Raw genomic sequence first — 20,009 nt, 5'->3', positions numbered from 1 at the left:
CGCGAGACCAGCCATTGCTGCCTTAGAGGTTACGTAAGCGCTACCGGCGATGCGGGGAAGCGTTCGCCCGGCGATCGAACCAACGAACACGATGCGTCCGAATCCATGCCGGACCATGCCTGGCAACACCGCCTGGCAGCACAACATTGCACCGGTTAGATTGACCGAAAGAACTGAGTTCCACTCTTTAAGGTCGACCTCATCGAAGGGGGACGGACCGTCGACACCCTTCGGCGAGACCCCGGCATTGCAAACGAGAACACCAGCACTTCCCCAGCTTTGCTCGAGCTCACGAAAGAATGCGGTGATCTGAGGTGGTTGCACGAGATCAACGGTGCGCGCGAACAGGCGCTCAGCACCAAATTCACGGGTAAGATCGTCCTTGGCGTTTCGCACATGCCCTTCGTTTTGACCGAAGATCGCAACCCGGTGGCCGCGTGCGAGAAGGTATTGGGCTGTTGCCAGCCCAATACCTGTCGTGCCGCCGGTCACCACGGCGATCCTTTCCGTTTGGCGATTTGTCATGCTGCCGCATCCATATTGGCAAAGAGAGAAAGAGGAGGATGTGCTTCCGGGTCTGTCATGACCTCAATCAACATTGGTCCCTCAGCATTGATGCTGCTTTTGAGCAGATCGGCCAGATCACAAGGATCTTCAACGCGGACCGCGGGGCAGCCGCAAGCCTTGGCGATCTGCACATGGTCGACGTCGGCGAAATGGCATGCCGTCGTGTATCTGCCGAATTTCACGGTCTCCGCATCCCTTTGGAAACCAAGGATGCCGTTGTTCAAAACGATGATGAGAACGGGAAGTTGCATGCGCACCATGGTTTCGAGCTCCGCCCAACTATGGGCGAAGCCGCCATCGCCAACGAGAGCAACGACAGGGCTTTGTGGACGGGCAGCCTTAGCCCCGATCGCGAGCGGCACACCCCAACCAAGTCCTGCGAGACCGCGAGGCGTGATAAACCGCATGACGCCTGGTGCACGCAACTGCCCGACAACCCACATCGAGGAATAGGAGGCATCGGCGACGACCATCATGTCAGCGGTCAGTAGGGACTGAAGCTCGGCCATCACTCTTTCCGGACGGATGGGCCCGGAAGTCGCGGTTGCAACGTCTAAACGATCACTTTCGAACGCGGTCCAGAAGCCGTTGATGCGCTCCTCCAATCGCGCACGATCATTATTGCGACGCGTAAGGTCGACGCGACCAAGTGCTTCCCGAAGGGCCGAAAGTGTTTCCGCGGCGTCGCCAACGAGGCGGATTGCCTCATAATTCCGTCCGATCTCTGCCGGATCGACATCGATATGTACGATTGTCGCAGAGGTTGGAATTTGGCGCCAGTTGTCCGTTCCATTTTGATTGGTTCGCGTACCGACCAGAAGGACAAGATCAGCTTCTTCAATCAAAGGCAGCGAGTGACGTCCGAGCGAGCGTGGGCCGGTCAATGATCCAAGGACACCGGCAGACAATGGATGAAACTCATCGACCACCCCCTTGCCCATATTGGTGGTTATCACCGGCAGGCTTGCTTCATGCTGCAAAGCTGTCAGCTCTTCTGCGGCGCCTGAGCCATGCACGCCGCCACCTGCAACGATGATAGGCGCCTTCGCCGATGCAATTCGCCGTGCCACCTCATCGAGGGCTTCTTCAGAGGGACGCGTGCGATCAAGTGGCCATCGGCCGAGGCATTTTGATCTCGGAAGGGTGGCCGGCTGAGCCGGCGCGCGCAACAGATCGGCAGGTAGGAGCAAGACTGCTGGCCCCGGGCGGCCGGATGCAGCTGCGGTAAAGGCGGCGTCGATATAGTCGTCAATCCGGTCTGGGACTTGAACGCGCCGGACCCATTTGGCGCAGGATTGAAAGAGCGCGATCTGGTCGAAATCCTGGAATGCGTTTCTGTCTGTTTGGTCGCGTTCGACATCCTGAACGAGCGCAACGATCGGAACACTCGCCTTTAAGGCTTCCGCAAGAGGCGGGACAAGAAGTGTCGCGGCAGGACCGTTCTGGGCGGCAACCACAGCGACTTTGCCTGATATGCGGGCATATCCGTCGGCCATCGCCCCGCCCATGTTTTCTTGCCTATAGGCGATCTGTTTGATGCCAGCCGCCTCCGCTGCGAGAATAACTGCCGAGGGAAGGCTCTGGGCGAAGATGACTTCCACCTGGTGGCGGCAAAGGATGTGGGCAATGCGCTCGGCGACAGTTTCAGTTGCGGCATTGGTCATGATTGCGCCCTCTCGTTGGCGGCGTGAACACTCAGGAAATCATCGAAGGCAGCGAGGATGAGGTCGATGTCGCTGTTGGTCATTGGTGTCGAAAGGCTGGCTGCGGCGCCATGGGGAAGGAGGATGCCGCGTTGAAGGAAATGCCGTGCAAGTCCCCTCATCACGAGGCCTTCCGCATCGCTCAGCAAAGCTTCTCGAAACTCGGTTGGTGCATTGGTTTTGGGGTGTATTCGAAACAGCGAAGCTGCGCCGGTGACAGAGAATGGCGCGTCAACGCGGCTGATGCTGCTTCGAAGGCCGTCACGCAGCCGTTCTCCAAGCGCCTCCAGGTGATTGAAGCTATCATGTGTCATTGCTTCCATGGCGACGCGACCGGCGACCATGGAGACGGGATTGGCGGAAAATGTGCCGCCCTGCAGCAGCAGAGGCTTGTTCACCTGTGTACCGAAAACCCGCATGATCTCTTCACGTCCACCGATCGCGCCGATCGGGAACCCACCACCGATGATTTTGCCGGCCGTGACGAGATCGGGGGTGAGCCCGTAGCGCGGCGAGGCTCCTGCGTAGCCCTGCCTGAGATTGAGAACCTCATCGGCGATGATGAGAATGCCATGCTTGCGTGCAGCCGAACTCAGTGCCTCGATGAAGGTGGCATTGGGATGAAGAAGACCGGCGCGGCTGGGCATCGGATCGATCAACAGGCAGGCGACACGGTCACGCAAGGCGTGTAGGCGTTGCTCAAGTCCGTCCACGTCGTTGAAGCGAATGAGATGGACGTCATCGGCGACACTTACAGGAGTGCCATGGTAGGCAGGTATTGCCCGTGGGATTGCTGCCCGATCGTCTGGGTTTGAGGCCACCGCCTGCCCGGCCTCGGCCCAATCATAAGCGCCGTGATAGGCCCCTTCGACCCTGACAATTCCAGGTCGGCCCGTGAATGCGCGGGCGGCTTTGATTGCGAACATCACCGCTTCGGTGCCGCTGTTGACGAAGCGCACTTGTTCGATGGCCGGGATACGATCAACAAGCAACTCGGCAAGCCCGATCTCGTGTTGCGTCGGGTTGGCAAAGCACGTTCCCGTCCGCATAAGATCGCTTGCAGCCTGACGGACCGGCTCGAAGCCGTGTCCATGAATAAGGGTCGTAAAGTTATTGTTGAGGTCGAGGAGACGATTGCCATCGACGTCAACCAGATAGGCGCCCTCCCCGTACGCGACGTAAAACGGGATAGGATCTTTCTCCACCGTGGCGCGGGTCACACCACCGGGGAAAACCGGCACTGCGCGACGGAATAGACGTGTCGATTTAGTCCGTGCAGGCGAGGCCTGCGCGGCATGAATTCCTTGAACTGACATGGCTTGGGCTTTCTGAGCAACAAATTCGGCTCGTCGTTTGTACGAGCTTTACACTTTTGTTGCAACAAAAAATCCAACAGTCAAGTCCATGCAACAAATTCTCTATTGCGCCGAGCCAATCGCCCTTTCGCGACAGGCTCGCCTCAGACGCCGATAGCCGTCGCGAATATCATTCTCCATTGCAGCCCGGACGGCTGCACCATCGCGCTCCTCGAGCGCCTCCATCGCAACCTCATGGTTGTGAACGCCAAACCGCTCCTTTGCAAATTCTGGGTAGAGATCGTGCAGGGAGGGGCCGATCCGCAACCAAAGGGTTTCGATCATCGAAACAAGGTGCGGCAATTTTGCCAGCCGGAAGATCGCGAAATGGAACTCCTTGTTGTGCCACAGGGCATCTGCGTACTGCCCAGCGTCAAGTGCTGAATTAATTTGTTTTTGCAGAGACCTAAGGGCCTGCACGTCCTGCGGGACAACATGTTCGGCGGCCTGCTGCGCAGCCAACCCCTCGAGCGCCAACCGAATAAGCGTGATCTCCTGCAGGGCTTTTGCATCAAGGACAGGCACGACGACCGTCTTTGGGCCGGCATAGACGAGCGCCGCTTCGCTTGCCAGCCGATTGATGGCGTCACGCGCAGGAGTAGTACTGACATCTAAGTCCTGCGCAACCGCTCTCACCGTCAACTTATGCCCCGGACGGTAGACGCCACGGATAATCCGCTCCTTCATCTGGCGATACGCCGCATCGCCAAGGTTCTCCGCCGCACGATCAATATTGGCCAACTCGCTCACATGGACCGCCATTCAAACCTCTCACTCAGTTGACAATGCAAATTTTTGATGCAACAAAAATGAAATATGAAAGTTCTGCAAAGCTTTTGTCGCATCAACGAGTCCTAGCAGCTTTCTTGATTATCGTCACGGGTGCCGCCTGCCAGGTTGGCGCGGATTTTTTCATCGCCGTTGATTTGCCCTGGCTGCGCCTGCGGGTCGCCCGATGGGATTGTTGGTACGGGGCCGTCAAACGGGCCCTTCAGAGGTTAGACGCCACAGAGCGTCACCGGAACAGTTGAAAGGAAAGTCAGAATTGATTGGTCAATATTTATCGCTTGTTGGGCTCGAAAAGCAGTTTGGCAGTGTTAGGGCCGTCACGAGCCTGTCGCTTGAAATCAGTGCCGGTGAGTTTGTTTCGCTTGTCGGTCCTTCCGGTTCCGGCAAGACAACCGCGCTCAACATGATCGCGGGATTTGAGGGACCGAGCGCCGGCAAGATCGTCATTGGAGGACGAGATGTAACGCATGTTGCTCCCAACCGGCGTGGCATCGGCATGGTGTTTCAAAAGTACGCTCTTTTTCCGCATCTGACGGTGCATCAAAACATCGCATTTCCGTTGCGGATGCGGGGCCGATCGAACAAGACGCGGATTGCCACACGGGTCGAGGAGATGCTCGAACTCGTGCAGCTCTCAAGTTATGGGGAGCGCTACCCCCAACAATTGTCCGGCGGCCAACAGCAGCGCGTTGCATTAGCCCGAGCGCTGGCATTCGAGCCGCCTGTTCTGTTGATGGATGAACCATTGGGTGCGCTGGACAAGAAGCTGCGAGAGGCGATGCAGTTCGAAATCAAGCGCCTGCAAGAGCGGCTGGGCGCTACGGTTGTCTATGTGACGCATGATCAGGACGAGGCCCTGACCATGTCAGACCGCGTTGCGGTTATGGCCGGCGGCGAGTTGATGCAATTCGGTCCTCCCACAGAACTCTATCGGCATCCGAATTCCGCATTTGTTGCCGATTTTATCGGTCGCATGAACTTCATCGAAGGCAGTTGCCTCGAGAACGCAGGTGGCACGGCCGTGGTGCGTCTTTCCGACGACACTGTTCTTTCCATTCGTTCACAAGGTCCGCGAAATGTCGGCCCATCGGCCGGGCAAACAGTAAAGCTTGCGATACGCCCGGAGCGGGTTCGGGTTGCCAGGTGTGGTGAAGGTGGTGCGGGCTGCCTTGCGGCTGTCGTGGAGACCTGTGTCTTTGTGGGCTCTGTCCATATTGTCATGGTACGGCTGGAAAGCCGCCCGGACGTTGTGTTGCAGATACAGCTGCCGGCCGATGGAGGATTGCCATTTCACGAGCGAGATCAGGTTGACCTTCTGCTCGATGATGGAGCCATTCACTTGTTTCCAGAAACGGAAAGGCATGCGGCATGAGCGGCCTTTCCGAAGTTTCGCAGGCCATGGCCGCACGCCAGCCACGATCGACTGAGGCATCCGCACGGTTTTATTCGCGTAGCGTTTCGGTCTGCTTGGTGACGCCACTTGTCGCCGCACTGGTCCTCGGGTTCGTCTATCCCGTCACCCGGCTGGTTGCGCTGAGTTTTGAGGGCGGAAGCCTTGATCACTATCGGCGGCTTGTTGCCGAGCCGCTCTATCTCGGCGTGTTGGCGAGCACGGTGAAGGTTGCATTCGTTGTGACGATTGCAAGCCTGCTTCTCGGCTTTCCCGTCGCCTATCTGATGGCGCGGTTGCGACATGGCGTTGCCATGGTGGTTGCGGCCTGCGTCTTCATACCCTTGTGGACATCGGTTCTGGTCAGGTCCTACGCGTGGGTGGTTCTTCTCCAGCGCAATGGCATCGTGAATACACTTTTGGCGGATGTCGGTATCACCGACGGACCGCTGAAGCTGATCTACACGCAGGGCGCGGTCATTGTGGCAATGACGCATGTGTTGATGCCGTTCATGATCCTGCCAATCTATTCGACATTGCGGACCTTGCCGCCCGACTATGTCAGGGCAGCGCGCAATCTTGGTGCTGGAGCGTTTCGCGCATTCATCAGTGTCACCTTGCCGCTTAGCCTGCCGGGTGTCTTTGCGGGCAGCGTCCTGTGCTTTGTCCTTGCCCTGGGCTTTTACATCACGCCGGCGTTGGTCGGCGGCCCGGGATCTATGCTGATGGCAACGTTGATCGGACAGCAGACGACTGTTCTGCTCGACTGGCCGTTCGCCGCAGCGCTTTCGTCGGTGCTTTTAACCGTGACGCTCATCTTCGTCTTCCTGTTTCGAAAGACGCTCTCGCTCAGCAAGGGATTGCACAGTGTCCATTGATCTCGCACGTTCGCCAAATCGTCTGTCCCTGGTTCGCGACCATTACGCCGCGTCAGCCTTCCACGTCTTTGCCAAGACCGTCGGCATGATCACTCTGGCTGTCGTGATCGGTTGCGTCCTTTTCTTCTTGCTGCTGCCAACGCTCATCGTCATCCCCATGTCACTCAGCGAAAAGGACTATATTGAGTTTCCTCCGAGCGGGTTGAGCCTCAAATGGTACCGTGCCTATTTCAGTGACCCGGACTGGATGGCGGCAACCTGGTTCAGCCTCAAGATCGCGCTTGCTACGACTGCGACGGCCACGATTACTGGCACGATGGCCGCGCTGGCGATCGTGAGAGGGCGCCTCCCCTTCAGATCGGCGCTTCAGGCTCTTGCGCTTGGGCCGATGATCGTGCCGCACATTGTCCTTGGGGTCGCACTATATCTGGTGTTCTCGCCGCTGCAGCTTACGGGCAACTTCTTCGGCTTTCTCATCGCCCATACCGTGCTTGCCACACCTTACGTGATGATCACGGTGACGGCGGCGCTGCAACGTTTCGACCCCGCGCTGGAACTGGCAGCATTGAACTGCGGGGCCAACAGGCTTCAGGCCTTCGTCCTTGTGGTCTTGCCCAATATTGCACCGGGTGTGGCGGCAGGGGCTGTGTTCGCTTTTCTGGCTTCGTTCGATGAAGCGACGGTCGCGTTCTTCATCTCGGATATTGGCGGCAAGTCGATCGGACGAAAGATGTTCGAAGATATCGACTTCAACCTCACGCCGGTCATCGCCGCGGTCTCGACAGTGCTGGTGGCCATTTCCCTCATGTTGATGGGCGCCATTCATTTGGCCAATGCCCAAAAGCGAAACTGATCACAGCGACGCTTTCCATTTCCCTGCTAATCCTACAAAGGAAAACAGCCATGATTTCGATTCCGCTGCGTTGGACTAGAATACACCGGATAGTGCTTGCCTGCGTCTTGCCTCTGCTAACCTGGTCCTCCGTATCGCTTGCAGCAGAGCAGGTGGTCATCGCTTCGACGGGCGGTGCCTACGACCGCGCGCTGAAGGAGGCCTGGTTCGATCCCTTCACGAAGTCGACCGGGATAAGGGTCGTAACTGTCGTTGCGACAAACGCGGAAATGCGCGCCAAGGTCGCGGCAATGGTGAAAACTGGAAATGTCACCTGGGATCTCTATCTCGATGGTGAAATCCAGGCGGCATCCAAGGCACACAAGGCGGTCACCGAAGACCTGACGGATTTCTGCAAACAGTTCGCCGGACGGAGGGATCTCGGTGCCAACGCCTGTGCGGCCGGCGGTGCGCTTTTGCAATCGACAGCCACATTGCTCGCCTATCGAACTGGCGAAGGAAATCCGACGCCGCAGACCTGGGCCGATATGTGGGACAGCAAGACGTTTCCGGGTGAGCGTGCTTTTCCGAACTTCGATGATCCATGGCGTGTGATGGCAGCGGCATTGCTTGCCGATGGTGTCAGCCGTGAGGAGCTGTTTCCGCTTGACGTCGAGCGCGCGTTAAGAAAACTCGACGAGATCCGGCCCGCAGTTTCGGTGTGGTGGAAGACCGGCGACCAGAGTGTGCAAGGGTTTCGCAATGGCGACTATTCAGTTGGACAGATATGGCTGACGCGCGCAAAGGCGATGCAGAACGAAGGGTTACCGATCGCCTGGTCCTACAAGGCATCGTTTTTGGTTGGAGACCGAATTGCGCTTGTCAGGGGTGCTGGCAACCGTGAGAACGCGCTGAAGCTGATGGCTTTTTGGCTGAATTCGCCGGAGGCGCAGGCAAAGGCGTGCCAATTGCTGTCGTGTACGCCGCCAAGCACCGAGGCGATCGCCTTGATGTCGGAAGACGTGCGCAAGACGATGCCGCATGCAGATGAGGTCCGGGATTATATGGTTGTCCCCGATTCAGAGTGGATCAACGCCAATGCGGCGCAACTGCTGCAACGCTGGAATGAGTGGCTTCGCTAGCAGCGCCAAGCCGCAGACATGAAACAGACAGCTCGGGTCTCTCAAGCAGATCTGAGCCGTCCGTTCGGCGTGTCGTTGAGCTCTCAACGCTTGGTGACACCTCAGGGCTAACGCCGTGCTTTTCGCCATCCAGCGGCCCGCGCTTCGGCCTCACTGCAGAACCACCGTTCTCCGTAATGCGAATTGATCACGGTCTCTGAATAAAGCGCCTGACCTGGCACGTGGTAGATCCGCTCGCCGGTATTGATGCTGACATTGCCTTTGATAGTGCAACCGGGATCGACCATCGAAAGCAGCTTCGAGGGGTCTGAAATCCACTCCTCGATCGACGTCACGCCTGCGATGCCTGCGGCGCCTACAAGGACAAGCAGGGCCGGCGCATCTCGTAGCAGTGATCTCCGTCGCTGTGGAACTCTGCCATGCTGATGGCGCATGTCTCCCCCGTGCCATCAAATTCCTAAAGTTAGAGTTGTATAATATATTAGCGATCGATCAAAAAACAACCGCCCCAAGTAGGGACATTGACTCTTGCGATCGCGAGAACATATTAGGAACATCACAGCGGGAAAGCAGGCAGCATGAGTGACGAAATCGGCGCCACAAAGAGAGTAGAAAGCGGCCTGGTCGAGCACCTTTGCGAGCATTCCGGCTGCACGAAGTGGCGCGCATTCGGCTATGTCCACGGCAGTGTAGCGCCCAATCGGTATTACTTCGAACACCGGATTGAATAGCCACCGGCCAAGAAGTTCTAATTTCACCGGCGATGCGGCCGCCAACCTAAAACCTACAAGACGAACGCTCCGGGAAGGCCCCCCGGACAAGGAGAAACCATGTCCGCCGCTCAGCAAACCACCCAGACCGACGATGTCGATCAGACGCCTGACGAACTCGCCGCGGCCCTCGCATGGCACAATGGCGATGCCGAGGCCACCATCCGGACCCTATTGGCCGACTGCAGGCATTTGCGCGAACAGCTCGCACTGGCCGAAATTTCGATGAGCTTGGGCTTTACGCGCGGGTGGCGCCCGAGCCGCGATCCGGCCGCCGCAGTTATAGAAAGCGCAAGCGCTTCAGGCTGACGACCATGCCGGAACAGAATGGCTTAACCCGTCGGCAGCGCATGCATACCCTGACAAAGGCCGAGGAGACCGGCCAGATCGTCAGGATCGACTGCATGTATTGCCGCATCACGCATCGCTACCGCTGTCGCGATCTCCTGCAGCTTTGCGGTGATGTGCCGATTGACGAGATCGCTCCGCACTTTCGCTGCGAGAAATGCAATCACAAGGATTATTTACGGGCAGTTTTCGAGTTGCCACGGGGAGCCGACACTGGGAAGCTCCGCATCCGGAAGCTGGTCAGGATCAAGACGGTTCGCAAGCCAGTATGGAAAGACGACTTTTTCTGAGGGGCAATGACGATGTGCAATCTCTACAATTTGACCACGAACCAGCAGGCGATCCGCGATTTCGTATCGGTCACGCATGACCTGGTCGGCAACCTCGAGCCGTCCGTTGACATCTACCCCGATCGCTTCGCGCCGATCATTCGCAACAACCAGGATCGCCGCGAACTGGCGATGGTGCGCTGGGGTATGCCGTCCTCAAGCCAGGCGCTTTTCGAGGGCGCGAAGAAGCGCGCCGACAAGCTCCGCGCCAAAGGGAAAGAGGTCGACTTCGAGGAACTGGTGAAGATGGAGCCCGATGGCGGGACCACCAATGTTCGCAACACATCCAGTAAGCACTGGAAGCGTTGGCTGGGAGTGGAAAACCGCTGCGTCGTCCCCGTAACCCGCTTTGCCGAACCGGATCCAGCAAGCAAGGTCGAGGGCGGCCGCACACCAAACGCGTGGTTCGCAAGCACTGCCGACGACCCATTGATGTTCTTCGCCGGCATCTGGGTAAAGGATTGGACCAGCGTTCGCAAGATCAAGGAAGGGCTCGTCACGCTGGACCTGTACGCATTCCTGACGACGGAACCGAATGGTGTCGTTGCGCCAATCCATCAAAAGGCGATGCCGGTGCTTCTGACGACGAAGAACGAGGTCGCGACATGGCTTGCGGCTCCGTGGGAAGAAGCGCGCGCACTGCAGCGCGCCCTACCCGACGACAAGCTGAAGATCGTACAGGTGGCAGACATGCAAGCGCTTGCCAATGCAGGTTGACACCTTTCCTTGTCCACTATGAAGGTCTGGAAACCATAAACCCACCGCAGCCGACAGGAGGGACGGAGGCCAACAAGCAGCTGCCGCCACCAGCCAACTCGCATCGGGCGATGTAGGATCCTGCATGCAGCGGCGGACAGCACAACCTAGGACTTAAGTCCGATCCATGCAGACAAAGGTCCTAGTTGCATTGCCGAATCTAAATGGTCCTGCCATTGCTGGTTGAGCGCCAACCGCACCATTGGCGCTAATGATCCCAGAGCGACGCCCCAGCCCCAAGCAACGCAGCGCTCTGGGATCACCTGGCCCGGGGCACCCTACCCCGAAATCTCGCAGAAGATCCGCCGTGAGACCGTGATCGCCCTCCGCAAGTGCATTTCGCGCTCGATGAATGCCAACACCAAGATGTTCGAGCTTAGCGTCGGTTCGCTCCTCTAACTTGGCCAGATCGGCGCGCAGGATCTCTTCGGACTTTGCCTCGGTGATCACCATGTTCGGCGTCATCGCAGGCGCACCGGGCGCGCTTGTATGGCCGTAGCCAGTGGTCCAGATCCCGCCTACGTCTCGAAGGCTTTCGTCTTCAGGCCTTCCCACTGCTTGACGAGCGCAAGGCCCGCCGCGTTGATGCGTCGTGTCATGGTGCTAACCTCTTTTATTTTCAGGGAAACATGCGATAGTTGATAGGCGGCAAGGCCAGGTCAGGAGAGACCGTTATGGACCTTGAAAGGATCGGCAGATCCCGATTGAAAATGCGGCTCCCAGTGCTGCGAGCGATGATCGAAGCGCAACGGAGCCCGGCCTTTCGTGCGTTATGTGAAGAATACGCACTCGCCGCCATGGCCCGAGATGACTTGATCGTTGCGCTCCGTCATGACCACGTCGATCTCGACGGTTTGAACGCCGTCCTCGCTGAAATCGAAAGAGATGTCGATCGACTGCTGCGAACATCTAACGTAAGGCAGATCTGGAAATAGCATATGGACCTTGAGAAAATCGGCCGCTCTCGATTGAAGATCAAATTACCAGAGCGCCGGCAGCAATTGTCGGAGGTCCGAAGCCCTGCTTTGCGAGAACTGTGCCGAGCATATGCGAAAGCGGCGATGTTCCGTGATCGACTACGCCGATCATCCGGCGCCGATAGCACGCTCCTGAACGAATATGAGGCAATCTGCGACGAGATCGAAAAGGATGTGGATCGGTTACTTCGCATTGTCACAACAAGAATGGCCGCACGTCAGCACAGCCGCGCCGGCGGACACGTTCTTGTCCATGGTGCTTTTCCTCTTTGTTAAATGGCATGGCCGATCATCACCGCAGCGGCATGAAACCGTTGGAGCGGGCAGATGGGCTATGATTGGGATAGCGCGCGCGCCGAATGAAGGTTTGCGCGATACGGTGCTGCTGTCGTTCGCAGCGTGCAATGCCGACCTTCTTTCGATTGACGAGTGGTCAGATCGAAACATTGAAGTAACGGTGACCGTGAATTCCCGCGCTCAAAAGCCGATCCGAATGCTCGATGCTGATTTCGGGTTTAAAGATGTCCTCGGCGGACACGTCGCCGCAGACACCTTCGATAGAGACGTAGAAATTGCGGGCGGTGGATCCGCGACAACGATCAGGAAGTGGCCGACGACTTTCGAACGGCTGTTAAAGTTGAAACACGATGAAGTCACCGCATACGCCTGTGTGCGGGGCGTCGTCTACGAAGACGGCACCAAAGAAGAGTTTAAGTAGGCGACTCGACTCTTCGACAAGTTGTGACATGATCCCCTAGGGAACTGGGGGAAAAATCTTGCATATCCACATTACGAAGCGGCTCGCTGCGGCCGCTGCGATGGCGCTCGCGTTGGCGAGTTGTACGACCACACAAGCAGACTTTCGCAAGGATCCAGCGCGCGTGAGCAAAGCGGCTCTCTGTCGAACCTTCATCACCAACACCGACCTGAATTTTTCACAAGATCTCACCTATGAACTAGTGCGACGTGGCATTAGCCCCATCGAGTGCAACCAAATGGTTCAGCAACAAAATCAGGCGGCCGCAGCACTCGTCGCGGTGGCGATTGTTGGGACCGCTGTGGCGGTCTGTGCGAACAACGACTGTGGTGGAGGCGGATACACGCCCTACTATAGGGGCAACTGCCAGTATAGCTGGCAATACGATGCCGCGGGGAACAAGTGCGGTAGGCGAAGCGCCTATTCTCGCCCAGGCGGATATTAGAAACTCGACATTAGTCAACGCGCATGTTTCACTTTGATGGAAGGTGACGCACACGAATGGAGGCTGGCATTTTCTGGTTGGTCTTATTGGTCGCAGCAGGTGCTGCTGTTTATCTATTTCAGAAGTCGAGACCTTCTATAGCTCACAAAAAACCGCAGCCTATTCTGCAGGAGTGGGGCGCCTCCGAGAAGGGAAACCCGACGCAGATTTACCACGGCAAAGACGTGACCGTGTTCGAGTCCGATGGTGGATGGAAATTCACCATCGGTGACCCGAACGATCGACGCGAACCGTATTTTTCCGAACCGTATGAGACTGTCGACATAGCGAAGACTGAAGCTCTACGGCACATGAACCGTCTACCCTCGCTACACCAATCGTTACCTGAGCAGCGGCGTGAAAAGCGCCGCCAAAAAGAAGAGGAGCAGCGCGAGGAGTTTGTTTCCAATGAACCGGAAATCATCGCCGCATTGGCGGCTTCCGCTGACGCGGCGGCCAACGTCACCGAACTCCGGAAGATTGAACGCAAAGCCGAAACCCAGCTTCGACACGTTGACCGTGTTGTGGGTTCTATCGCCATCTATGGCTCCGACGAGGCAATTGAGAAGGCGTTGATTGTCCAGAAGGAAGCGCGTGAGTTGTTGGAAAATATCCGCATGCGCGTCGCCGAACTGAAAGAGAAACCCAGGACTAACAAGGCGGGGCCGTCCGCCAGTTAGTTTGCAGTCTCTCTTGCTCTGATGGCCTCAGTCTCCCTCTCGATCTCAGCGCAGAGCTTTGCGTCCATCGCCTTGAGGATCGCCAGCTCCTCGCGAGAGACCATATTTCCCGTGGTTTGGCACCAAGCCATGAACTCAAGGTTCGAAACCGGTACTGGCCCAGAGAGCCCCGGCGGCTGCGACTGCCGGAGTTTCCAGAACCATTCCCAAATGAAGGCACCGTAGTCCGGCACGGCGGCTTCGGGCGAGCTACCGGGCTGCTCTACGCCGACGTATGGAAATCGCTGGTTGAACGGTTAGAGTGCAAATCTGCACAACAGTTCGGGGTTTCCAATGACTGATTCAAAACCGATGATTTTAGACCAGGTCTTGGCCGATTTGATCGGTGACGAAATTGCTAACCGTCATGCAAACGAACTTCGCGCCGTGCTCTCAACTGGTAACGAGATCACTATGCACGGGAAGTTCACCATCGGTCGGGACTTCATCATTTACAGAACTGCGAAGGATGCTAACGGCAGATGGGCGATGACGCCCTTTTCGCACATCGTGCAGTTGATTATTTGACGCGCTCGCAAGCAAGAACGTGGTACACTTCCCACGTTGCCATGCGGCGACAGGACACTTCAAACCCGCCCGTACCGCACGGACCGCGACGCCTCGATTAAGGCGCTTGCGCGTCTCCTTGCCAGAAATACTCGACCTGACACGGCGACGAATGCTGAACCTGCATTCACAGCGCTCCAACTATGGAGGAAAGCGCCATGTCAAATCGTCTTGTTTTCTCTCTGTTCGTCGTCTCGATGAGCATCCTGCTGGTCTGGGCATTTAGACCTGCGACGCCAATGTTCACAGGGTCGTCGCAGACAAATCAGTCTGATACCCAAACTCAGTGACGCAAATGAAGGCGATCACCCAACGAAGAGACTGCGGTCAGTGGGTGGTCGCCTTCTGCCACGAATTTCTCACATTCTGAGCCTGAAATGAGTGATGAACAAATCCGGCCTCATCTTCATCGTGCTGCTGTGCATCCTCGTTGGGATCGTACTTAGCCTCATGGCGTTCAAAGAGGATTTCGGATCAGAGACAGCCCCGACACCACCAATCACCCGCTGAACTGGAAACAGTCGAGCCGCCATATTCCATAGGCGGCAATCATCGGGTGTCCGCTCCTTAGCGCTTGTCGTAACTGTTGAGGCTATGCCTCGAAAATCTGATAGTTCGCGCAGACACTTCGAGATATTTCATCCTCGGTCGCCCATTCGGCATCGGAATCGTTGAGTAGCGTTAGAAACCCGCTCTTGCCCTGGATTTCTTCTGGCGATCGATAACCCTGCTCGCACTCCTCGCATTGTCCGTAGACATCTCCGGTTTCGCTCTCGCGAAAGAGAAAGAGCCGGCCGTTATGACACCTCGGGCATTTGCCTGCGTGAAATTGCGTGCTCACTCACGTCGCCGGCGCGGAAAAAGGCGACCGAAGCCGCTAATTTCATTGGTGCCCCACCAGCTTGTTTACCGTCTGGCGGGGGCCGGAGCTATAGTCGCTCCGACTCTTGCTCTATTGCCGACTAAGCGGCTATCTGATTGCAGACCCGGGAATTGATCCCGGTTCTTCGCACGCGGCTTACCATTTGCCCTGCCTGCGGAAATTGTTACCGGATTCATCCACCTCTCCGGCGGGAGGAAAAGGTCTCGCCACTACCAATGGCGCTGAATATGAAATGGAAAAAGGGCGGTCAGTGCCGCCCTTGTTTTGCTATGCAGCCTTGGAACGCGCCGAGGTCTTGTTAATCGATGTGACCGCCAAGTTGGTGAGCTTGTTGTTCGTCGCTTTCTCCTGGTCGAGGATCTCGCTAAGAAGCTTGTGCGCCTCATCATGGCCGAGGTCCTTGGCCCATTCACGAAGCGAGCCATAGCGGGCGATCTCGTAGTGCTCGACAGCTTGGCAAGCGGCTAGAAGTCCCGCGTCCAGCGCGGTCCCTTCCGCCTCTTTCATCAAACCGTCGGCCTCCTTGATGAGACCCTCGATGGCGTCGCATTTTTCGCCGGATGCCGTCTTGCCGATTGACTTGAAGACCTGCTCCAACTTCTTGATCTGCTCTTTCGTTTCCGAAAGATGCTCCTCGGCCGCCTTCTTGAGATCCGCGTTATTCGCGGCCTTTGCGACCTTTGGAAGCGCCCTAGTGATGGCGTTCTCAGCGAAATAAACATCCTGCAGCGTATGTTCGAAAATATCAGACAGCGATTTCATCAATTCTCTCCTTGGCAAATGAATGCAGGGGAGAAAGCTTCCTGCGGCGGAATCGTTCCAGTTCGTGTGTCTAAAATACCGGACACGCGGACGACGGGCCGCAAGGGTTCCGCACGAATAGCAAGGAAACGGAAGAGCTCGTCTTTATGCAAGAAAAAAGGCCGGGGCGAAACCGCACCGACCTTCCTCATCATCGCTTACCAACCAGTGCCAGTACATCCGTGGTCAAAAGTCTAAAGCGATGAGGCATTTGCGAGCGGCGAAACTTTCAGCGCTCATAACCAATGCCGATGGCGGGTATATAGGGGGCCAATGTGTTCCAAACAAGTTCGTAACCATTTCGAGGTGTCACGTACCGTTGAACCGTGGAAATACGACACCTGCCGTATGTCACTGGTTCGTCGATAGTCCTAGGCCAAGACTCCCGCATCCTTGGCGGGTGGCTCGAACCTAGGAGACTACCAATGAAGTTCATTATCGCCGGAGTGGCATCGCTCGCGGCGAGGAAGCAACCTACCAGATCAAACTGGCAGCTGGCCCCCAACGAAGCCGCGGCTTCACCTCCGAGGACAACTCAAGTGGCCAGAATAGAAGCGGGAAGACCACGTACAGCAAGTGAATGGAAAAGGGCGTCGGCCGCCCTGAGGATCTGTCTTCGTATTCTTGCGCAGAATCTGACGCGCAAGCCGTGACCTGCGGTCAAACTCGACCTCAGCGTCGACCTCGGCCGCCCTTACCTTGAAGACCATGATATCGATCGCGAGAGGGCGACCGTCGGCGGCTTTGACGATGCCCGCGACACCAGGCGTCGCCGCGAGTAAAGCGACCAGCTCCCTTGCAACGGGTCAGCGCATAATCGGCGAAAAGGCGGGCGTCACGCTTCCCCTTGCCGTAGGCCGGGTTGGTGATGACGGCGTCCGAAATCGCCCAAGACCCATGAGGCTTCAGGAAGTCGAAAATCTCGTCATGCTGGCGTTCGTACGTGGCTATGTCAGACGTGTTGACCCACCCGGCTTGCTCTGCCAGAAGATCGGCCATGAGGTGGTTTCCTGCCGCCAGCTCTCAAACGTCGAGACCATCCACAGGGAAACGCTCGAGAAGCGCGTCGGTGACCCATGGGTCCGGCTGGTAGAGATCGTTCGCGAGCCGGGCGTAGTTGGATGCAATTACCGTCATGCTTCGTCTCCCTTGCGGAACAAGAACGGCGCGGGATCAGTTGGCCTCCGAAAGGAGACCACCATGAGCACGATACCTACTGAACCGATCCCGACGCCCCCTCCAGAACTGCCGCCAGGCCTGCCGCCGGACCTGCCTCAGCCACCGATCGTGGAACCCGAGCCTGACGTCCTTCCCGACGAGATTCCCAACCCGAATCCGGATGAAAATGACAAGCCGCCGAAGCACCTGAAATAGCTTCGTCATGCAGCCGCCCTCGCCTTGAAGATGCTGCTGACGGCGTCGAGCATGGCGATGTCCCGCATCTTGTTTTCTATCTCAGCGTCGGGGCGCGGGAACTTGGAGCGCGAGCCTGGTCATCCAACCAGTGAACTTTTGGCGCTTTTGTGCTTCGGCCTATTCAATGAGGTCGGCGTAGGTGATTTTCATGCGGCGCCCTTCTGCACTGCCAGGTACCGCGCAATGGCCGGAGACCAGCGCGCACGCGACCGGGGGCGACACGGAGTCGCCGACACAGGACATTGCACGGATTTGGAAAACAAGCGCCAGACCGACCCCAAGCCATCTTCCTGATAGTCATGGGCACCGGCGAGGACGCAATCCGGTGGGAAGGCCCTGTGCGTTGTAGAGTTCCCGCGGCGTCAGCATCCGCATGGCGATATCGACGATGACGAAGGTAGCGCCCGAGACCTCGACCGTGACGAACTCGCGATCGTCCCGAAAGCCCGTGTGCCCGCATGAAATTGGCGACCTCGCGAGCCCGCTCAGCCTACCCTAGCGTGAACGGCGGCGCAGTGACGGTCGCCTCGACATGACCATCACGGTCCTTCGTGATGGTTCGCGTCGGTTCCGTTTCCGGCTGGCAGTCACCCGTGCCGTAGTGGGCCTGCATGTACGGCGTCACCGTCTGGGCGTCGACGAGCTTCGTGAGGTTTACTTGGTGGCCGTCTTCCTGCTTGCTCAAGCAAATTGAGTCAACGGGTCCGATGATGACATGTGGCGCGACGTGCCCGACGAGGCCTATCGGCGCGGCTGGATAAGATCGAAGGCGAGTGGTTAAATTAGCCAAGCCTTGCAGAAAGAAATGACCGCCCTAACATCTTCTGCAGGAGGAAACGCCATGCCGAAAATCGCCGGGCCTAGACACCCGAAATCTCACCCCGATCGTGACCTGCAATGCCAGGAGGCGATCACTGATGAATTCCAGTTTTTGATCGAAAGGATCGAGGCAGCAGGATGGTCGCCCGAAGAGGCCTCATCAGCGTTGATCGAGCTGGCCGAAAACCACTATCTCTCGATCAATGCTGAGGCAGAAATGTTTGAGCTTGGCGCCGGCGTCGTGCTGATAGCCCCAAAGCCGCATTGATTGGGTGGAGGCTATCAAAATGCCCGGCACCACATGGCGAAAAGGCGACATGCCGGAGGATGGATCCGTAATCTTTGTCCGCGTCGTGCGCCCCTATCGGTTCAAAATCTACAAATCGAATAGCGAGGAATTTCGACACGGCAAGAAGGGTCGATGGCAGCAAATGAATGAGTTTGGTGGTTGGGATAATTGCGAGCCACCTACCGGCTTCGAATGGTCGATTGAGCTCCGCGATTCAGCGCTCCCCTTTTTGAGCTATGCGGAAAGCCTCCCCAAATCTGGTCGTTGACTCTCTGCCTTAATGAGAACATTTGTAGAACCGTTTACTCAGAGGGTATTGAGCATGAGCGACGAAGTTGGCGCCACCAAGAGAGCGGAAAGCAGCCTGGCCGAGCATCTGTGCGAACCTCCCTGCTGCATGAAGTGAGACGCGTTCGGCTATGCCCACGGACGGTCGGCGCCAAACTGGTATTGCTTCGAACATAGGATCGAATGGCCACCGGCCAAGCGATCCTGACCCGCGGCGCTAGGCGGGCGCCAATCTCAGACATGCAGCACAACTCTTCTCGATCGACGATCGGGCACTGAATAATGCTATCTGGAGTTCAGCCGTGACCGACCACGCCAAACTATCCTCATTCGTCGCCATCCATCTGGCGGTGATAGACCAATCGACCAAACGCCGCTTCGCAGGAACAGGCGTTTCGCGCCGCCGCGAACAGGACAGCGCCCGCTCAATTGCTGAGGAACTCGTCAGGCATATCCGCATCAACCACCGTATCGAGCGCGCCGGAACTGAGGTCGACGATGCCGAAGTTGTCGCGCTCGTCGCGGCCGAACTTTGGAAGCTGCCTAACGCAGTTGCGAAAGACCTCGTCGCCATTGACGCCAACAGGAAAGAGGTCGCCCGTACAGCCATCGTCAATGCGCTGGTCGAAGCATTGACCCGGAGCTACGAATTCACGTTCCTTCAACCCGAGTATCGGGGCATGGGGCCGTCGATCTACAAGGCGCCCAATGTTGGCCCACGTCGATAGCGCCTGAAAGGCTTGTCTATGGGAAGGAACAATCCTCTTAGAGCCGCGTTTTTTCCGGACATGCCACGTGACAGCAGGCAGTCCCCCCGCAGCCACTGTCGAACTCTCGGGCCCCTCCCGCAGGGGCCTATTTTTGTAGCTCGAAGACATCGACTTTATCGGCCAGTTCGCGCAGCCCTTTGAACGACGGATGACGGAGCTTCCCGTCGCTGCTCCATGACCGGTCCATCTTTAACCGTTTGCACCTTTCTAGCAGCATGGTGGCAACACGTTCCCGACAAGGTGTGCCAGCGTGGTTTTATCGAGAGCCGCGTAAAAGAGAAATCAGGGCTGCCCTGCTCGATGCAGCAAATATGATCTGGACGTTGCGGATTATCCTGGATGGGAAGGAATGAAGCTTCCCATGTTTGAACAAGAGTCCC

At 57.3% G+C, this 20,009-nt stretch carries 25 protein-coding genes and 2 pseudogenes; 17 read left to right on the top strand and 10 right to left on the bottom strand.

Annotated elements, in window-relative coordinates:
* The 4 genes from IB264_RS31355 to IB264_RS31340 form a co-directional block, all read right to left on the bottom strand.
* Positions 1 to 492, bottom strand: a 492-nt coding sequence (locus tag IB264_RS31355; protein WP_309141681.1) for an SDR family NAD(P)-dependent oxidoreductase, incomplete at its 3' end; no start/stop codon positions are given.
* Between the two features lie 29 nt (positions 493 to 521).
* A complete protein-coding gene (locus tag IB264_RS31350; protein ID WP_192434941.1) occupies positions 522 to 2,231 on the bottom strand; it encodes an acetolactate synthase catalytic subunit in 1,710 nt (569 codons plus the stop codon).
* Positions 2,228 to 3,586, bottom strand: a complete 1,359-nt coding sequence (locus IB264_RS31345; RefSeq protein ID WP_084815217.1) for an aspartate aminotransferase family protein — start codon at positions 3,584 to 3,586, stop codon at positions 2,228 to 2,230. The genes IB264_RS31350 and IB264_RS31345 overlap by 4 nt, the downstream gene beginning before the upstream one ends.
* Before the next feature lie 102 nt (positions 3,587 to 3,688).
* Complete coding sequence (locus IB264_RS31340) at positions 3,689 to 4,387, bottom strand: GntR family transcriptional regulator (RefSeq protein ID WP_192434939.1); 699 nt, start codon at positions 4,385 to 4,387, stop codon at positions 3,689 to 3,691.
* 283 nt (positions 4,388 to 4,670) lie between these two features.
* On the opposite strand from IB264_RS31340, the gene IB264_RS31335 reads away from it, so the two are divergent.
* The 4 genes from IB264_RS31335 (at position 4,671) to IB264_RS31320 (ending at position 8,656) form a co-directional block, all read left to right on the top strand.
* Positions 4,671 to 5,786, top strand: a complete 1,116-nt coding sequence (locus IB264_RS31335; protein WP_192434938.1) for an ABC transporter ATP-binding protein — start codon at positions 4,671 to 4,673, stop codon at positions 5,784 to 5,786.
* Positions 5,787 to 5,812: 26 nt separating this feature from the next.
* On the top strand, positions 5,813 to 6,682 hold the full coding sequence (locus IB264_RS31330) for an ABC transporter permease (protein WP_225906398.1): 870 nt from the start codon (positions 5,813 to 5,815) through the stop codon (positions 6,680 to 6,682).
* Positions 6,683 to 6,767: 85 nt separating this feature from the next.
* Positions 6,768 to 7,535 carry an ABC transporter permease gene (locus tag IB264_RS31325; protein ID WP_057206433.1) on the top strand — a complete coding sequence of 256 codons (768 nt, stop codon included), beginning with the start codon at positions 6,768 to 6,770 and terminating at the stop codon, positions 7,533 to 7,535.
* Between the two features lie 50 nt (positions 7,536 to 7,585).
* Positions 7,586 to 8,656 (top strand): ABC transporter substrate-binding protein, encoded by a 1,071-nt coding sequence (locus IB264_RS31320; RefSeq protein ID WP_107027936.1) that lies wholly within the window; start codon positions 7,586 to 7,588, stop codon positions 8,654 to 8,656.
* A 107-nt stretch (positions 8,657 to 8,763) separates the two neighbouring features.
* Here IB264_RS31320 and IB264_RS31315 read toward each other — a convergent pair whose 3' ends face one another.
* Complete coding sequence (locus IB264_RS31315) at positions 8,764 to 8,991, bottom strand: hypothetical protein (RefSeq protein WP_375154991.1); 228 nt, start codon at positions 8,989 to 8,991, stop codon at positions 8,764 to 8,766.
* Between the two features lie 243 nt (positions 8,992 to 9,234).
* On the opposite strand from IB264_RS31315, the gene IB264_RS31310 reads away from it, so the two are divergent.
* The 4 genes from IB264_RS31310 to IB264_RS31295 all read left to right on the top strand — a co-directional run bounded on the left by IB264_RS31310 (position 9,235) and on the right by IB264_RS31295 (position 10,820).
* Positions 9,235 to 9,387: a hypothetical protein gene (locus IB264_RS31310; RefSeq protein ID WP_164474987.1), complete on the top strand. Its 153-nt coding sequence runs from the start codon at positions 9,235 to 9,237 to the stop codon at positions 9,385 to 9,387.
* Between the two features lie 99 nt (positions 9,388 to 9,486).
* Positions 9,487 to 9,735, top strand: coding sequence for a hypothetical protein (locus IB264_RS31305; protein WP_057206290.1), 249 nt, complete (start codon positions 9,487 to 9,489; stop codon positions 9,733 to 9,735).
* A gap of 5 nt (positions 9,736 to 9,740) precedes the next feature.
* Positions 9,741 to 10,064 (top strand): hypothetical protein, encoded by a 324-nt coding sequence (locus tag IB264_RS31300; protein WP_063963246.1) that lies wholly within the window; start codon positions 9,741 to 9,743, stop codon positions 10,062 to 10,064.
* Between the two features lie 12 nt (positions 10,065 to 10,076).
* On the top strand, positions 10,077 to 10,820 hold the full coding sequence (locus tag IB264_RS31295; protein ID WP_057206431.1) for an SOS response-associated peptidase: 744 nt from the start codon (positions 10,077 to 10,079) through the stop codon (positions 10,818 to 10,820).
* Between the two features lie 153 nt (positions 10,821 to 10,973).
* Here IB264_RS31295 and IB264_RS35685 read toward each other — a convergent pair whose 3' ends face one another.
* Positions 10,974 to 11,414, bottom strand: coding sequence for a glycoside hydrolase family protein (locus IB264_RS35685; RefSeq protein WP_371412302.1), 441 nt, complete (start codon positions 11,412 to 11,414; stop codon positions 10,974 to 10,976).
* Positions 11,415 to 11,533: 119 nt separating this feature from the next.
* Here IB264_RS35685 and IB264_RS31290 point away from each other — a divergent pair, with 119 nt between their 5' ends.
* From IB264_RS31290 to IB264_RS31270, 5 genes are all read left to right on the top strand, one after another.
* Entirely contained in the window at positions 11,534 to 11,794 is a 261-nt protein-coding gene (locus IB264_RS31290; RefSeq protein WP_146160916.1) for a hypothetical protein, read from the top strand.
* Positions 11,795 to 11,797: 3 nt separating this feature from the next.
* A complete protein-coding gene (locus tag IB264_RS31285) occupies positions 11,798 to 12,112 on the top strand; it encodes a hypothetical protein (RefSeq protein ID WP_057206286.1) in 315 nt (104 codons plus the stop codon).
* Entirely contained in the window at positions 12,090 to 12,554 is a 465-nt protein-coding gene (locus tag IB264_RS31280) for a hypothetical protein (protein WP_245449221.1), read from the top strand. Before IB264_RS31285 ends, IB264_RS31280 begins: the two co-directional genes overlap by 23 nt.
* A 540-nt stretch (positions 12,555 to 13,094) precedes the next feature.
* Positions 13,095 to 13,757 (top strand): hypothetical protein, encoded by a 663-nt coding sequence (locus tag IB264_RS31275; protein ID WP_057225610.1) that lies wholly within the window; start codon positions 13,095 to 13,097, stop codon positions 13,755 to 13,757.
* Between the two features lie 333 nt (positions 13,758 to 14,090).
* Positions 14,091 to 14,324, top strand: a complete 234-nt coding sequence (locus IB264_RS31270; RefSeq protein WP_057225604.1) for a hypothetical protein — start codon at positions 14,091 to 14,093, stop codon at positions 14,322 to 14,324.
* 1,189 nt (positions 14,325 to 15,513) lie between these two features.
* Here the strand turns inward: IB264_RS31270 and IB264_RS31265 are convergent.
* Both IB264_RS31265 and IB264_RS31260 read right to left on the bottom strand, forming a co-directional pair.
* A complete protein-coding gene (locus IB264_RS31265; RefSeq protein ID WP_192434936.1) occupies positions 15,514 to 16,008 on the bottom strand; it encodes a ferritin-like domain-containing protein in 495 nt (164 codons plus the stop codon).
* 711 nt (positions 16,009 to 16,719) lie between these two features.
* Positions 16,720 to 17,046: a hypothetical protein gene (locus IB264_RS31260; RefSeq protein ID WP_192434935.1), complete on the bottom strand. Its 327-nt coding sequence runs from the start codon at positions 17,044 to 17,046 to the stop codon at positions 16,720 to 16,722.
* Between the two features lie 201 nt (positions 17,047 to 17,247).
* Between IB264_RS31260 and IB264_RS31255 the strand changes: the two genes are divergently transcribed.
* Positions 17,248 to 17,421, top strand: a complete 174-nt coding sequence (locus IB264_RS31255) for a hypothetical protein (protein ID WP_192434934.1) — start codon at positions 17,248 to 17,250, stop codon at positions 17,419 to 17,421.
* A gap of 188 nt (positions 17,422 to 17,609) precedes the next feature.
* On the opposite strand, the pseudogene IB264_RS35680 reads toward IB264_RS31255, so the two are convergent.
* Positions 17,610 to 18,097 (bottom strand): annotated as a pseudogene (locus tag IB264_RS35680) (C-5 cytosine-specific DNA methylase); the annotation flags it as partial.
* Positions 18,098 to 18,304: 207 nt separating this feature from the next.
* Here IB264_RS35680 and IB264_RS31245 point away from each other — a divergent pair.
* The 3 genes from IB264_RS31245 to IB264_RS31235 all read left to right on the top strand — a co-directional run bounded on the left by IB264_RS31245 (position 18,305) and on the right by IB264_RS31235 (position 19,587).
* Positions 18,305 to 18,550: a hypothetical protein gene (locus IB264_RS31245; protein WP_038577891.1), complete on the top strand. Its 246-nt coding sequence runs from the start codon at positions 18,305 to 18,307 to the stop codon at positions 18,548 to 18,550.
* A 19-nt stretch (positions 18,551 to 18,569) separates the two neighbouring features.
* The gene (locus IB264_RS31240; protein WP_057215178.1) at positions 18,570 to 18,839 is read left to right on the top strand and encodes a hypothetical protein; all 270 of its coding nucleotides are present in this window, start codon (positions 18,570 to 18,572) and stop codon (positions 18,837 to 18,839) included.
* 322 nt (positions 18,840 to 19,161) lie between these two features.
* Positions 19,162 to 19,587, top strand: coding sequence for a hypothetical protein (locus IB264_RS31235; RefSeq protein ID WP_192434933.1), 426 nt, complete (start codon positions 19,162 to 19,164; stop codon positions 19,585 to 19,587).
* Positions 19,588 to 19,714: 127 nt separating this feature from the next.
* Here the strand turns inward: IB264_RS31235 and IB264_RS34950 are convergent.
* Positions 19,715 to 19,810 (bottom strand): annotated as a pseudogene (locus IB264_RS34950) (ATP-dependent DNA ligase); the annotation flags it as partial.
* Between the last annotated feature and the right edge of the window lie 199 nt (positions 19,811 to 20,009).

Source organism: Ensifer sp. ENS11, assembly GCF_014851895.1.
In the GTDB taxonomy this organism is placed as follows: Bacteria; Pseudomonadota; Alphaproteobacteria; order Rhizobiales; family Rhizobiaceae; genus Ensifer; species Ensifer canadensis.
Note: the sequence above shows the minus strand (reverse complement) of the source record. Positions and strands in the feature narration are given on the sequence as shown.

Excerpts from the sequence above, each read along its gene's own strand:
- IB264_RS31350 (WP_192434941.1), bottom strand. The coding sequence starts at position 2,231 with ATGACCAATGCCGCAACTGAAACTGTCGCCGAGCGCATTGCCCACATC.
- IB264_RS31345 (WP_084815217.1), bottom strand. The coding sequence starts at position 3,586 with ATGTCAGTTCAAGGAATTCATGCCGCGCAGGCCTCGCCTGCACGGACT.
- IB264_RS31340 (WP_192434939.1), bottom strand. The coding sequence starts at position 4,387 with ATGGCGGTCCATGTGAGCGAGTTGGCCAATATTGATCGTGCGGCGGAG.
- IB264_RS31330 (WP_225906398.1), top strand. The coding sequence starts at position 5,813 with ATGGCCGCACGCCAGCCACGATCGACTGAGGCATCCGCACGGTTTTAT.
- IB264_RS31325 (WP_057206433.1), top strand. The coding sequence starts at position 6,768 with ATGATCACTCTGGCTGTCGTGATCGGTTGCGTCCTTTTCTTCTTGCTG.
- IB264_RS31320 (WP_107027936.1), top strand. The coding sequence starts at position 7,586 with ATGATTTCGATTCCGCTGCGTTGGACTAGAATACACCGGATAGTGCTT.
- IB264_RS31310 (WP_164474987.1), top strand. The coding sequence starts at position 9,235 with ATGAGTGACGAAATCGGCGCCACAAAGAGAGTAGAAAGCGGCCTGGTC.
- IB264_RS31305 (WP_057206290.1), top strand. The coding sequence starts at position 9,487 with ATGTCCGCCGCTCAGCAAACCACCCAGACCGACGATGTCGATCAGACG.
- IB264_RS31300 (WP_063963246.1), top strand. The coding sequence starts at position 9,741 with ATGCCGGAACAGAATGGCTTAACCCGTCGGCAGCGCATGCATACCCTG.
- IB264_RS31295 (WP_057206431.1), top strand. The coding sequence starts at position 10,077 with ATGTGCAATCTCTACAATTTGACCACGAACCAGCAGGCGATCCGCGAT.
- IB264_RS31290 (WP_146160916.1), top strand. The coding sequence starts at position 11,534 with ATGGACCTTGAAAGGATCGGCAGATCCCGATTGAAAATGCGGCTCCCA.
- IB264_RS31285 (WP_057206286.1), top strand. The coding sequence starts at position 11,798 with ATGGACCTTGAGAAAATCGGCCGCTCTCGATTGAAGATCAAATTACCA.
- IB264_RS31280 (WP_245449221.1), top strand. The coding sequence starts at position 12,090 with ATGGTGCTTTTCCTCTTTGTTAAATGGCATGGCCGATCATCACCGCAG.
- IB264_RS31275 (WP_057225610.1), top strand. The coding sequence starts at position 13,095 with ATGGAGGCTGGCATTTTCTGGTTGGTCTTATTGGTCGCAGCAGGTGCT.
- IB264_RS31270 (WP_057225604.1), top strand. The coding sequence starts at position 14,091 with ATGACTGATTCAAAACCGATGATTTTAGACCAGGTCTTGGCCGATTTG.
- IB264_RS31265 (WP_192434936.1), bottom strand. The coding sequence starts at position 16,008 with ATGAAATCGCTGTCTGATATTTTCGAACATACGCTGCAGGATGTTTAT.
- IB264_RS31260 (WP_192434935.1), bottom strand. The coding sequence starts at position 17,046 with ATGGCCGATCTTCTGGCAGAGCAAGCCGGGTGGGTCAACACGTCTGAC.
- IB264_RS31255 (WP_192434934.1), top strand. The coding sequence starts at position 17,248 with ATGAGCACGATACCTACTGAACCGATCCCGACGCCCCCTCCAGAACTG.
- IB264_RS31245 (WP_038577891.1), top strand. The coding sequence starts at position 18,305 with ATGCCGAAAATCGCCGGGCCTAGACACCCGAAATCTCACCCCGATCGT.
- IB264_RS31240 (WP_057215178.1), top strand. The coding sequence starts at position 18,570 with ATGCCCGGCACCACATGGCGAAAAGGCGACATGCCGGAGGATGGATCC.